The following is a 12,313-nucleotide window of genomic DNA, read 5'->3' as shown; positions in this document are numbered from 1 at the left end:
GGGTCCGCATCATGAGCTCGATCCCAGCTTGCCCAGGCCGCTGTCATCCATGATCAAGGCGGCGGGCCGCTGGGCGCCGCGTCGACCGGCCCGAGGCGTACGGCTGGTCCGGTGACCACCGGAAGCGACAAGGTCGTCCCGCTCAGCGACTACCGCTCGCCCCAGGACGACAGCGCGGGGTGCTGGCAGCCGGTCTTCGTCGAGCGGTGATCAGGTGGTGGCGGGGGAGTCCTGTTCCCCGTACGCCGACAGCAGCCCGTCGACCGTCGCGCGGTCGGCGGCCCGGAGCGGGGCGCGGACCGGGCCCGCGGGCAGGCCCAGGGCATGGAGAAGGGCCTTGGCCGTGACCGTGCCGGGCAGGCCCGCCGCCATCATCGCCTCGATCAAGGGCGTCACCCGCTGCTGGAGGCGTGCCGCGCGTGCCGTGGCCCCCGCGTCGAAGGCGTCCAGGACGGCCCGGATCCGGTCGGGGGCCACGTTCGCGACCGTGCTGACGCAGCCGGCACCGCCCACCGCGTACAGGGCGAGGTTGTGCTCGTCGCAGCCCGCGTAGTAGGCGAGATCCGTGCGGGCGAGGACCTTTTGGGTGCCGAGGAGGTCGTACGAGCAGTCCTTCACCGCCACGATCCGGGGGTGCTCGGCGAGGCGGATCATCGTTTCCGGCTCGATGCGGGTGCCGGTGCGGCCCGGGATGTCGTACAGGGCGAGCGGGAGTCCGGTGGCGTCCGCGATCTCGCGGAAGTGGGCCTCGACGGCGTCCTGCGGGGGACGGCTGTAGTAAGGGGTGACCACCAGCAGTCCGTCCGCGCCCGCCTTCTCCGCCGCCAGAGCGAGCTCCACCGTGTGGCGGGTGTCGGCCGTGCCCACGCCCGCGACGAGCGACGCGCGCCCGCCCACCGCCTCCCGTACGGCGCTGATCAGCGCGGACTTCTCGGCGTCCGTCGTGGTCGGCGACTCGCCCGTCGTGCCGGAGAGGACCAGCCCGTCGCAGCCGTGGGTCACCAGGTGGTCGGCCAGGCGCTGTGCGCCGTCGACGTCCAGGGCGCCCGTCTCGGTGAAGGGGGTGATCATCGCGCAGAGGACGCGGCCGAAGGGAGGGGTGGGGGTGGGGGGAGCGGCTGTGGCTGTCGTCATGGGGGTAGTTTCGGCAGGGCGACTGTGTAGCTCCACTTAATTTCTCTGCGAGGTATTGGTAAGGATTGCTGAGGATTCGCGGGGGGGGCGTGGTGCCGCCCGGTGGGCGGCCTATGGACAAGCTGAGGTGCATCCGCTTCGAGCGGGGATCCGCTGTGCCCGGCAGCGGGTGCGGGTGGCGGCCGGCATGGCCTTGTCCCTCCCAGTATTCGGCGCTGTCCGGGACGGGGGTTCGCCGTCCGGGGGCCGAGCGGGTGGCCTGGCGCCGGGCAGTGTGGTGGGCGCCGCTTCTGGTGATGCTTCGGCCGGTGCCGGTGCCGGTGCCGGTGCCGGTGCCGGTGGCGGGCCGCGGGTCGCGGAACTCGTGGCGGAGGCCGCCTTGTTGCAGGCCCGGCTCGACTGGTTCCAGACCCGGCCGGCCCGGATCGGTGAGCGGGGGCACGGCGGTGCCGGTCACGGCGCAGGGCCAGGGGGACCAGGGGTAGTCGGGGACGGTCAGGGGTACCCGGGGGTTCCGAACCGAGAGGAGGCGGAACCGTGACCGGGACCATGCACCCCCGGGTCGTGCACGACGAGCGACACGAGCACCACTCCGTGGGCGAGCTCGTCGGGCAGGCCACCGAACAGCTCTCCCGGCTCGTACGGCAGGAAGTGGCCCTCGCGAAGGAGGAGCTCGCCGAGAAGGGGCGGCGTGCGGGTCGCGGCGGTGGGCTGCTCGGCGCCGCGGGCGCCGTCGCCTACGCCGGGTTCCTCGCGCTGGCCGCCACGGCCGCCGCCGCGCTCTCGCTGGCGCTGCCCGTCTGGGCCGCGGCGCTCATCGTGACGGCTGTGCTCTTCGCGGTCGCGGGCCTGTTGGCCGCGATCGGCCGCGGTCAGCTGCGCCGCGCCGCACCTCCTACGCCCGAGCAGACCATCGGCAGCGTCAGGGCCGACGTGGAGGAGATCAGGGAAAGGGCGCATCGATGACGGACGCGAGGAACGGGGACGCCGGCGGGAAGGCCGCGGCCGGCGGGGCCAAGGGGCCCGACGAGCTGCGGCGGCAGATCGAGCAGACCCGCAGCCAACTCGGCGACACGGTTGCGGAGTTGGCGGGGAAGGTGGATGTGAAGGGCCGTGCGCGGGCCCGGGCCGCCGACCTCAGGGACAAGGCCGGGGCGATGACGGTGCAGTTGCGCAGCACCGCGGCGCAGGCCGGTCACACCGTGCAGGACAAGGCGACGCAGGCGGGGCACGCCGTGGAACACAGTGTGCCGGGGCCCGTGCGGTCGGTCTTCCAGGCCGGCCTGCGGCATCCGCGGCCGATGCTGGTCGCGGGGGCGGCGGCAGGCGCGGTGGTCGCGGCGGAGCTGCTGCGGCGGCGGCACGGCGGGCACGGCGGGCACGGTGCGCACGGCGTGCAGCGGTGGCTCGGTGGCAACGGCCGGTTCGGCGGGCGTGGTGCCCTCGGCGGGCGTGCTCGGTTCGGCGGGCGTGGTGCCCTCGGCGGGCGTGCTCGGTTCGGCGGGCGTGGCGCTCTCGGCGGGAGTGACGGGTACCGCTGGCACCGTTGACGGGTGTGGCGTCGGCCCCGGTCGAGGGGTTCCTCGACCGGGGCCCGTGCGTGTTCGGGTGCTTCTTCCGGGGGCGGGTGCCTGCGGTGGCCTGTGCGGCTTCCGTGGGGCTCGCCGTAGCGCTTGCGCGCGGTGGACGGGGCCGGGGGTCGCGCCGGGGGTCTTCGTCCTCGGCCACCCATACGGTCTCGGCCACCCGCACGGTGCCCCGCAGCAGGTGCTGCGGGTTTCCGGCAGCCGCTGTGGGCGGACACCTCCCACACACTCCCCTTCCCGCCGTGGGCGGATGCGGGTGCCTCCGGGCCGGCCTCAGTGGCCCTTGGCCGCTCGTAGCCGCGGTGGCCACTTTCGGGTGTCCCTCGGTTCCACGTACGGCTCCTCCGTCGGAGGACGGCCGTGGGTGATGGCCCGTTCGCGGGCCAGTTCCGCGTCGAATTCCAGGCCCAGCAGGATCGCCAGGTTGGACAGCCACAGCCACACCAGGAAGACGATGGCGCCCGCCAGGGTGCCGTACGTCTTGTTGTAGGAGCCGAAGTTGGCCGCGTAGACGGCGAAGCCGGCGGAGGCCGCCAGCCAGATCAGGGTGGCGAGGACGCTTCCGGGGGAGATCCAGCGGAAGCCGCGGCCCCGGACGTTGGGGGCGGCCCAGTACAGCAGGCCGATCATCAGGACGAGGAGCAGCAGCAGGACCGGCCACTTGATGACGCCCCAGGCCGTGATCGCCGCGTCGCCGAGGCCGATCGCCGTGCCGGCGCGTTCGGCGATCGGGCCGGTGAAGACCACGATCAGGGCGCTCGCGGCGAGCATCAGCATGAGGGCGACGGTGAGCGCCAGGCGCAGCGGGGTGAGCTTCCAGACCGGGCGCCCCTCGGGCAGGTCGTACACGGCGTTGGAGGTGCGGATGAACGCGGCGACATAGCCCGACGCCGACCACAGCGCGAAGAGCAGGCCGAGGATCGCCAGGACGCTGCCCGTGCCTCCGGTGTCGCCGAGCTGGACGACGGCGTCGCGGAGGATGTCCCTGGCGGGGCCGGGGGCCAGCTGCCCTATGTTGTCGAGGATCTTGTCCGTGGCGCGCTGTCCCACCACCCCCAGCAGGGACACCAGCACGAGCAGCGCCGGGAACAGCGACAGGACGCCGTAGTACGTCAACGCGGCCGCCCGGTCGGAGAGTTCGTCGTCCAGCAACTCCTTGAACGTGCGCCGCACCACCGCCCGCCAGGAGCGGGCGGGCAACCGGGTGGGACTGTCCTTGTCCATGACCGGGCGGGTCTCCCGAATTCCCCTAGCGAATCGCCCACTTGACCTGAATCTTGGTTGAGGTTGAAGGGTGGTGGGTGCACGCACTCGCCGTCCCTGGCTGGAGGTCCGCATGACGCGCCGTACGATCGAACACCCTGATGTGACCGACTCCCGGATCGGTGCCCCCTTCTTCAGTACCTGGCGGGTGGGGACGCCCGAGCGGCAGCGGGAGACCGTCGAGGCGATCGGGCGGACGTGGGAGCGCCGGACGTGGCCGACCGCCGATCTGCTGGCCTACCACGTGTACACCGGGCACGACGGGTCCACCCTGCTCCATTACTCGCAGTGGGCGAGCGAGGCGGCCTACGAGGCCTTCGTGAAGGTGCACCGGCAGGAACGCGTCGACGAGATCGACGTCCTGGTACCGGGGATCGAGCGCGTCGGGCTCGGGCGGTACTGGCGTCACCGCAGCCGTGAGCGGGCGGTGGGCGACGCACGGGTGCCGGGGCTGGTCGTGGCCGTACGGATCGACTTCCCGGCGGAGGCGGCCGAGGAGCGGGCCCACTGGGTCGACCTCGTGCTGAAGGCGCTGGCGGACGATCCGGTGGGTCATCGCGGGCTGATCTCGGCCCACTTCCATCTGAGCACGGACGGCAGTCACGTGCTGAACTACGCGGAGTGGGAGAGCGCCCGTGCCTACGACGAGGTGCTGGCCGCTCCGGGGGAGGGCATCGGGGCGCCGACCGAGCAGTGGGAGCGGGTGCGGATGTATCCGGGGGTGACGCGGTTCACGGCCGGACGGTACGAGCACGCCCTGGGGCTCGTACCGTGAGCGGCGGCGGGGCCGGCCGGACCGGCCGGCCCCGCGCACGCTACGGGTGGAACCGCAGGACCTGCGGGTCGTGGTCGCTGATCTGGTCGTGGAACTCCGCGTTGATGTGCACGCTGTCGTACGTGAAGTCGCAGCCGCGGCGGATCGACGGGCTGATCAGGATCTGGTCGAGAACCTGGCTGTTGCCCTGGTAGGTGTAGCTGTAGCGCTCGCTCTTCGGCAGCGACTTGACCGCCGACCAGAGTGCGCCGTCGCCTTCGAGGATCTTCGTGGTCTCGGAGAACTCGAAGTCGTTGATGTCGCCGAGCGCGATGACGTCCGCGTTCTTCTGGGTGTCGAGGATGTCCTTGACGAAGGCGTTGACGAGAGCCGCCTGCCGGTGCCGCTGGGTCTCCGAGCTGCGGGCCGGCGGCTGGTATTGGGAGGTCAGGCCCTGGTCGCCGCCCTTGGAGTTGAAGTGGTTGGCGATCACGAAGACCGTGCGGCCACGGAAGAGGAACTCGCCGGCCAGCGGCTTGCGGCTGTTCTTCCAGGCCTCGTCGGCGGGGGCGACTCGGCCGGGGGAGACCGTCAGGGCCGCCTTGCCGTGCACCCTGGTGACGCCGGTGGCCGTCGTGGCGTCGCCGCCCGCGCGGTCGGTGAAGGAGACCCGCTCCGGGTTGAAGAGGAACACCTGGCGTATGTTGCCGCCGGGCTCGCCGCCGTCGGCGTCGTCGGCGGGGTCGATGGCGCGCCAGTCGTAGCGCGGGCCGCCCGCCGCCACGATCGCGTCGATCAGCTTGCCCACCGTCCGGTCGGCCGCGACCACGCCGTCGTTGGTGGCGCCGTTGTTGTCCTGGATCTCCTCCAGGGACACGATGTCGGGCGACTTGAGGTTGTGGACGATCGCGTCGGCGTGCGCGGCGAACGTGTCGTCGGAGGGGTCGAGGTTCTCGACGTTGTAGGTGGCGACGGCGAGTTCGCCGTTGCGCTGCTCGCGGGTCGTCTCGCGCTTCAGGTCCGCGCTGTGCAGGGTGCCGAGTTCGCTCGCGACCAGGGTGTAGCCGCCGAACTGGTTGTAGTCCAGCGGGCCCGCGGTGGTGCCGGTGAGGCTGTCGCCGACGTTCGCCTTGGGGAAAGCGGCGGCCGAACCGAGGGACTGGATCTGGAGACGGCCGGTGTTCTGGGCGTCGTACGAGCTGTACACCGTGCCGCCGCGGCGGTTGCGGTTCTCCTGCGGCTTCACCGTGACCCACAGCTCGGTGTACGGGTCGGTGGCGCCGACCACGCGGGCGTCGGCGACCCGTACGTTCATGCCCTCCAGGGACTCGTAGTGGTCGAGGGCGTACTTCGAGGGCTGCAGCGGCAGGGCGTTGATCGAACCGTTCGCGGCGGGGTCGCCGGCGGGCGCGTAGGCGTCGGGGACCGACTCGGCGTCGAGGGCCGTCGCGGCCGGAACCGGGTTGCCGCTGGAGACGACCGTGAACGCCGGCCTGGTGATCTCGGTCAGCGCCTGGTTGCCCGAGGAGGTGCCGCCGGGGACGTACTCGGCGACCGTGCCGGTGACCTTGACCAGGTCGCCGACCGCGACGCCCTTGGGCGTCGAGCTGGTGAAGACGAAGACGCCCTCACTGGTGGCCGGGTCGGCGTCCGGGTCCGGGTCCTGGATCCAGAAACCGCGGGAGGAGCCGTAGGTGCGGATGCCCGTCACGACGCCGGAAACGTCCGTGACCTTCTGGCCGGCGTACGGGGACAGGCGGCTGCTGCCCTGGATGTCATGGATGCGGACCGAGTCCGCGTGGGCGGGCGAGGTGAGGACGACGGTGGACGCCGCGGAGCACACGGCGGCGACGGTGAGCGCGGCGAGGCGCGCGGACGGCTTGCTCGGCAACGGGATTCCCTCCGGGGACGTGCGGACGCCGGGACGAGGGTGGAGCTGGACGGTGGGAGCCGCGACCTGTGGGGCGGCGCGACGCGCGTAGAAGACCGGCGGGCGAAGGGCGGGCGTGGGGCGTCCCGGTGAACAGGTGTCCGCCGACTTCTACGCGCGTCAATCTCCAGCCTGGCCCGGCCACTTGTCAAGGTTTTGGCCATGTACGGCGGGCGACGGGGAGATGAAGCGGGCGGCATGGGGCCAAATCCGTCTAGGCTGAGCGGGCGAGTCGTACGAGGCGTCCCTAGGAGAAACAGCCGATGTCAGACAGCTCCCCCCTGCCGCCGGCGCGGCTGCACCCCGAAGCGGAGCTGGCGCGCGACGCCCTGTCCACGCCCCTGCTGTCCCGGGCCGCGCGGCTCGCCCGCTGGGCCGGGCCGGACACCCGCGTCGACGCCGGAGGCGGGCTGGTCGACGAGCAGCTGCCCGCGGCGGCCGAGGCGCTCGGGCTGAGCGGGGAGGACGGCGCGGCCTGCGCCAGCGAGGCCTGGCGGGTCGCGGTCGACACCGGGCTCGTCGAGATCGTCGACGAGGACGAGGGCACCGTCGCGGCGGGCGCGGACCTGGCGTTGCTCACCGGCGGGTCGCCGCAGGACGTGCTCGGGGTCTGGCTCGGCGCGCTGGAGACGGTGCTCGCCGACGCGAGCGTGCCCGACCTGGACGGGCTGACCGACGCCGTGCAGGACGGCGAGATCGACTTCTCCTCGCTCGACTGGGACCCGGAGGCGGAGGCCGCCTTCCTCGACGGGGTGCTCGGCAACCTGTACCTGATGACCGTCAACGGGGACGGGCCGGGGCACGCGCCGGTGCCCCTGCCGGCGCTGGCCGCGTCGGTGCTCGTGCCCAGCGACATGGCAGAGCCCACCAACGACGTCCTTCAGCAGGTGTCCGACGCGATGATGCGGCTGGACGAGCAGTTCCGGATGCTGGAGCCGGTCGGGCTCGTGGCGTACCAGCCGGTAGACGAGGCGCTGATGGCCGACGCCGAGGACGGCGCCGACGAGCCGTCGTCCGCGCCGGTCGACGACACCGACGTCTCCCGGTACGGGATGGTGCGGCTGACGCCGCTCGGGCTGTACGGCATGCGCGCACGGCTGCTGGAGGCCGGGTTCGAGGCGCCCGCGGTCGGGGACCTCGCGGACAAGGGCGCCGACGCGCTGCTCGACGGCACGGCGGCGTTCCCGCCGGCGGCGGCGCACGCCGAGACCGAGCAGTGGCTGGCGCGCCGCGAACCCCTGGCGGCGGCACGGGAACTGCTCGCGGCGGCACGCGGCTCGGACGCCGGTGCCCCACTGCGGCGGCTGCGCTGCCAGCAGGCGCTGTCGCTGGTCGGCGCGTCGGCCGAACCGGCCCTGCGCGAGGTCCTCGACGACGCCGAGCTGGGCGGGCTGGCCCGGGTGTGGCTGACCGAGCACGGTGCCGCCGACGTCCCGGCGCCGTCCGAGGCGATGGTGTTCTGGCTGACCATCGACACGCTGGCCGCGCAGCTGGCGGCCGAGGGGAACTCCGAGGAACTGCGCGCACTCGTCCAGGGGCTGGCGCAGCAGCACAGCGGGTTCTTCGCGGCGGTGTGGCGGGTGGATCATCCCGCGACCGCGGATGTGCTGGAGGCGATGGGACGGCTGCATCCGGACAAGCGGATCGCCAAGGAAGCGCGGAAGGCGGCGTTCAAGGCGCGGTCGCAGCACGGGGGTTGAGAAGGCGGCCCGTCGGCACGGGCCCGCTGAGGTGCGGTCGCACGTGCGGGTCCTGCAAGGGGGGCGACGCCCGCTGACCGGGGGCCGCTGAGGGGCGGTCGCCCCTACGCGTGTGGAGAGGGCTGCGGTGCCGTCCCGCCGACCCGGCGCCTTCGGCCAGGGACCCGGCCCAAGCGGCAGGTTTAGCGGTCGGGGTGACGCTTCCCTAGAAGCCCGCCGGACAGGTCCGGCCGGGTTCACGGAAGTGGCGCCGGTGCGGTCGCCCGGAGTTCAACCGCCGTTCAGACGTGGGCGGGACGGTGGCGCCGCACGAGGTCCGCCACCCTCCACGGCACACCCACCGTCACAGGAGACACCATGTCGCTCACCCGCAGGGACTTCGCCAGAACCTCCGCCATCACCGGTGCCGGTGTCGCACTGGCGGGCAGCGTCGGCGCCCTCGCCTCCGCCCCCAACGCCCTCGCGTCCGCCGATGTCGACAGCGCGGAGGCCGACGCGTCCGGCGGTGTCGGCTACGGACCGCTGATCCCCGACCCGGAGGGCATCCTCGCCCTGCCCGCCGGATTCACCTACCGCATCCTCACCCACAGCGGGAAGACCCGGCTGGAGTCCGGCGAGTTCACGCCGTCCAACCACGACGGAACAGCCGCCTTCGACGGTCCCCGCGGCACCACCCTCCTCGTCAACAACCATGAACTGAAGGGCCCGCGCGCCAACTGGAAGCACCCCGTGCCGCTCACCGAGGGCCTGGTCTACGACCCGGCCGCCTCGGGCGGCTGCACCGTCGTCGAGGTGCGCCCCGACGGCCGCGTCGCCGAATGGGTCGGCATAGCCGGCACCTCCACCAACTGCGCGGGCGGCCGCACCCCGTGGGACACCTGGCTGACCTGCGAGGAGAACTCCGACAAGGCCGGCGTCAACGGCATGACCAAGGACCACGGCTATGTCTTCGAGGTCGATCCGGCCGACCGGCGCGCCAACCTCGACCCCAAGCCCCTGAAGTTCTTCGGCCGTTACGACCACGAGGCCGTCGTCATCGACCCCAAACGCGGCCACGCCTACCTCACCGAGGACGCCGGCAACCCCAACGGCCTCCTCTACCGGTGGACCCCGCCGAAAAGTTTCACGTACGGGCCCCGCCGGTTCCGCACCCTCGCCGACGACGCGGGCGTCCTTCAGGCGCCCCGCTGCTACGACTCCGGCGGCCGCTTCGTCGACGACCTGTCCCGTGCCACCCGGATCGGCACGGTGTACGGCGTCGACTGGGTGGACGTCCCCGACCGCGACGCCCGCACCACGCCCGTGCGCAAGCAGTTCACCGACGGGCAGATCACCCGGGCCCGCAAGCTGGAGGGCATGTGGTGGGGTGACGGCGGCGCCTACGTCGTCTCCTCCTACGCCCGCGACGAGAGCCCCGAGCGGCACGACGGGCAGGTCTGGTTCTACGACCCGCGGCGCCGGACCCTCACCCTGAAGGTCCTGCTCGGCGTCAACCCCGACCCGCCCCAGGACGGCGCCCTGGACGGCCCCGACAACATCACCGTCTCCCCCTACGGCGGACTCGTCCTCGCCGAGGACGGCGAAGGCGTGCAGCACCTGTTCGGCGCCACCGACAGCGGCCGGACCTACCCCATCGCCCGCAACGAGGTGAACGTCGGCACCGAGGAGGAGCCCGAGTACAGCGAGTTCGCCGGGGTCACCTTCTCGCCCGACGGCAAGACGCTGTTCGCCAACATCCAGTCGCCCGGAATCCTGCTCGCCATCACCGGCCCCTGGAAGCGTCAGAAGCGGTAGTCACCCACAGCGCGCCGTCCCGGAGCAGCTCGTCCCTCAGGCCTGTCGCTACGATGCGGGCAGAGGCCCCGGTTCGCGAGGAGGCGCTGGATGGCGCAGGTCAGGCCCATGCGCGCGGACGCCCGCCGGAACCACGAGCGGTTGCTGAAGGCGGCGGTGTCGGCCTTCGCCGAGCACGGGGATGGGGCGTCCCTCGACGACATCGCCAAGCGGGCCGGGGTCGGCTCCGGCACGCTCTACCGGCACTTTCCCACGCGCCGGGCGCTGCTGGAGGCCGCGTACCTCGACCGGATCGAGGCGATCGCGGCGCGGGCCGACGCACTCGCCGCGCGTCTGCCGCCGGGTGAGGCGCTGGTGGAATGGCTGAACGAACTCGGCACCGGGATGATCCGCATCCGCGGACTGAAGGCACTCCTGGGCCTGGCCGTCACGGACGGCGGCGCCCCGGCCGTCACGGACGGCGCCCCGGCGGTGCGCACGGCGTGCGGCGACTGCCTGAGGACCGCGGCGACGCGGCTGGTGGAGGCGGCGCAACGGGAGGGGACGCTGCGGCGGGACGTGGACGCGGTCGACGTCCTACGACTGGCGCACGGATTGGCGACGGCGGCTGAACCGGCGGACGGCGACGCCCAGCGGATCCGCCGCTATCTGGCTTTGCTGATGGAGGGACTGCGGGCGGGGGGGTGAGGGGGACGGAACAGGCTGCGAGGTGAACGGGCTGCCCGGGAGGACGGGCCGCCGGGGCTGGCGAGGGCCTTTGCAGCCTTCGGTCCCTAGGGGGCTGGTGGATCCGGGGCCTCCGGGGCCGGTGGTCCGGGGGCTGCGTTGAACGCCGGGCGCCCCCGCCTCGGGGCGCCCTCGGAGTCGTTCGCGGTGCTACAGCGCCTGGGCCGCCGGCTTCACCATCCCCCGTACCGTCCGGGACTTCACGAAGTCGCCCATCGCCGTCATCTCCCACTCGCCGGAGAACTGCCGGATGAGCTTGGCCATCATCACGCCGGTCTGCGCCTCGGCGCTGGTGAGGTCGAAGCGGACCAGTTCCTCGCCGGTCGTGCCGTCCAGGAGACGGCAGTACGCCTTGGCGACCTCCGTGAACTTCTGGCCCGAGAAGGAGTTGACCGTGAAGACCAGACCCGTGACGTCCTGGGGGAGGCGGCCCAGGTCGACCGTGATCACCTCGTCGTCTCCGCCGCCCTCGCCCGTGAGGTTGTCACCGGAGTGCTGGATCGCGCCGCCCACGATCTGGAGCTTGCCGAAGTAGCAGCTGTCGATGTGGTTGCGCTGCGGGCCGTACGCGATGACCGAGGCGTCCAGGTCGATGTCCTTGCCGCGGTACGCCGGCTCCCAGCCGAGGCCCATCTTGACCTGGGAGAGCAGGGGACGGCCGCCCTTGATGAGGGAGACGGTCTGGTTCTTCTGGAGGCTGACCCGGCCCTTGTCGAGGTTGATCTTGCCGGTGCCGGGCGCGGCGGCGGGCGGAGCCGGGGGAGCGGCGGGCGCCTGAGGTGCCGGCGGAGTGTGCAGCGGCGGGGCCGGCGGAGCCACCGGCGGCTGCATGGTCGCCGGGGGCGGGGTGACGGGCTGGGCCGGGGCGGCCGGTTCCTCCACCGTCACGCCGAAGTCGGTGGCGATGCCCGCCAGGCCGTTGGCGTACCCCTGGCCGACCGCGCGGGCCTTCCACTGGCCGTTGCGCAGGTAGATCTCGACGATCACCAGGGCCGTCTCGGTGCCGAGCTGCGGCGGCGTGAACGTGGCCAGGACGCTGTTGTCGTCCGCGTCGCGGATCGTGGCCGTCGGTTCGATGCCCTGGAAGGTCTGGCCCGCGGCGTCCGGGCTCGCGGTGACGACGATCTTCTCGATGCCCGGGGGGAGGGCGGTCGTGTCCACGGTGATCGCATCGGGTGCGGTGCCGCCGCCGGAGCGGTAGGTCACGCCGGGGCCGGAGGGCTGGTTGTAGAAGATGAAGTCGTCGTCGGAGCGCACCTTGCCGTCGGCGGTGAGCAGCAGGCCCGATACGTCGAGCCGCACGGGGGCGGCGACGTCCACCGTCACGCGCGCGGCGGAGAGAGGGATGTTCGAGCCGGGGGTCATAGCTGTCATGCCGGGAGAACGATCGGCCCCGCTTTGCCGTTCCCTTACCGGAGCCCGGTCG

The 12,313-nt window shown here is 72.6% G+C and carries 9 protein-coding genes and 1 pseudogene; 6 read left to right on the top strand and 4 right to left on the bottom strand.

The features are described from left to right. Positions 1–210: 210 nt before the first annotated feature. Positions 211–1,134, bottom strand: coding sequence for a 4-hydroxy-tetrahydrodipicolinate synthase (gene dapA / locus ACFPZJ_RS23570; protein ID WP_381025018.1), 924 nt, complete (start codon positions 1,132–1,134; stop codon positions 211–213). Positions 1,135–1,671: 537 nt separating this feature from the next. Here dapA and ACFPZJ_RS23565 point away from each other — a divergent pair. Continuing rightward, positions 1,672–2,100 carry a phage holin family protein gene (locus tag ACFPZJ_RS23565; protein ID WP_381025016.1) on the top strand — a complete coding sequence of 143 codons (429 nt, stop codon included), beginning with the start codon at positions 1,672–1,674 and terminating at the stop codon, positions 2,098–2,100. Next, positions 2,097–2,501: pseudogene (locus ACFPZJ_RS23560) on the top strand (DUF3618 domain-containing protein); the annotation flags it as partial. The gene ACFPZJ_RS23565 and the pseudogene ACFPZJ_RS23560, both read left to right, overlap by 4 nt. Positions 2,502–2,993: 492 nt before the next feature. Here ACFPZJ_RS23560 and ACFPZJ_RS23555 read toward each other — a convergent pair. Further along, complete coding sequence (locus ACFPZJ_RS23555; RefSeq protein WP_381025013.1) at positions 2,994–3,944, bottom strand: YihY/virulence factor BrkB family protein; 951 nt, start codon at positions 3,942–3,944, stop codon at positions 2,994–2,996. 112 nt (positions 3,945–4,056) lie between these two features. Here ACFPZJ_RS23555 and ACFPZJ_RS23550 point away from each other — a divergent pair, with 112 nt between their 5' ends. Beyond that, complete coding sequence (locus ACFPZJ_RS23550; RefSeq protein WP_381025011.1) at positions 4,057–4,758, top strand: hypothetical protein; 702 nt, start codon at positions 4,057–4,059, stop codon at positions 4,756–4,758. A gap of 40 nt (positions 4,759–4,798) precedes the next feature. On the opposite strand, the gene ACFPZJ_RS23545 is transcribed toward ACFPZJ_RS23550, so the two are convergent. Further along, positions 4,799–6,628, bottom strand: a complete 1,830-nt coding sequence (locus ACFPZJ_RS23545) for an endonuclease/exonuclease/phosphatase family protein (RefSeq protein WP_381025008.1) — start codon at positions 6,626–6,628, stop codon at positions 4,799–4,801. 302 nt (positions 6,629–6,930) lie between these two features. Here ACFPZJ_RS23545 and ACFPZJ_RS23540 point away from each other — a divergent pair, with 302 nt between their 5' ends. The 3 genes from ACFPZJ_RS23540 (at position 6,931) to ACFPZJ_RS23530 (ending at position 10,848) form a co-directional block, all read left to right on the top strand. Next, complete coding sequence (locus ACFPZJ_RS23540; protein ID WP_381025006.1) at positions 6,931–8,367, top strand: hypothetical protein; 1,437 nt, start codon at positions 6,931–6,933, stop codon at positions 8,365–8,367. Positions 8,368–8,724: 357 nt separating this feature from the next. Then, the gene (locus tag ACFPZJ_RS23535) at positions 8,725–10,161 is read left to right on the top strand and encodes an alkaline phosphatase PhoX (protein ID WP_381025003.1); all 1,437 of its coding nucleotides are present in this window, start codon (positions 8,725–8,727) and stop codon (positions 10,159–10,161) included. 90 nt (positions 10,162–10,251) lie between these two features. Next, positions 10,252–10,848, top strand: coding sequence for a TetR/AcrR family transcriptional regulator (locus ACFPZJ_RS23530; protein WP_381025000.1), 597 nt, complete (start codon positions 10,252–10,254; stop codon positions 10,846–10,848). A 189-nt stretch (positions 10,849–11,037) separates the two neighbouring features. On the opposite strand, the gene ACFPZJ_RS23525 is transcribed toward ACFPZJ_RS23530, so the two are convergent. After that, positions 11,038–12,252, bottom strand: coding sequence for a TerD family protein (locus ACFPZJ_RS23525; RefSeq protein WP_381025754.1), 1,215 nt, complete (start codon positions 12,250–12,252; stop codon positions 11,038–11,040). Positions 12,253–12,313: the final 61 nt, after the last annotated feature.

The organism is Streptomyces bullii, assembly GCF_042657145.1.
In the GTDB taxonomy this organism is placed as follows: domain Bacteria; phylum Actinomycetota; class Actinomycetes; order Streptomycetales; family Streptomycetaceae; genus Streptomyces; species Streptomyces bullii.
Note: the sequence above shows the minus strand (reverse complement) of the source record. Positions and strands in the feature narration are given on the sequence as shown.

What these genes read in the sequence shown, in the direction of transcription:
- dapA (WP_381025018.1), bottom strand. Translation starts at nt 1,134, where the DNA reads ATGACGACAGCCACAGCCGCTCCCCCCACCCCCACCCCTCCCTTCGGC.
- ACFPZJ_RS23555 (WP_381025013.1), bottom strand. Translation starts at nt 3,944, where the DNA reads ATGGACAAGGACAGTCCCACCCGGTTGCCCGCCCGCTCCTGGCGGGCG.
- ACFPZJ_RS23550 (WP_381025011.1), top strand. Translation starts at nt 4,057, where the DNA reads ATGACGCGCCGTACGATCGAACACCCTGATGTGACCGACTCCCGGATC.
- ACFPZJ_RS23540 (WP_381025006.1), top strand. Translation starts at nt 6,931, where the DNA reads ATGTCAGACAGCTCCCCCCTGCCGCCGGCGCGGCTGCACCCCGAAGCG.
- ACFPZJ_RS23535 (WP_381025003.1), top strand. Translation starts at nt 8,725, where the DNA reads ATGTCGCTCACCCGCAGGGACTTCGCCAGAACCTCCGCCATCACCGGT.
- ACFPZJ_RS23530 (WP_381025000.1), top strand. Translation starts at nt 10,252, where the DNA reads ATGGCGCAGGTCAGGCCCATGCGCGCGGACGCCCGCCGGAACCACGAG.
- ACFPZJ_RS23525 (WP_381025754.1), bottom strand. Translation starts at nt 12,252, where the DNA reads ATGACCCCCGGCTCGAACATCCCTCTCTCCGCCGCGCGCGTGACGGTG.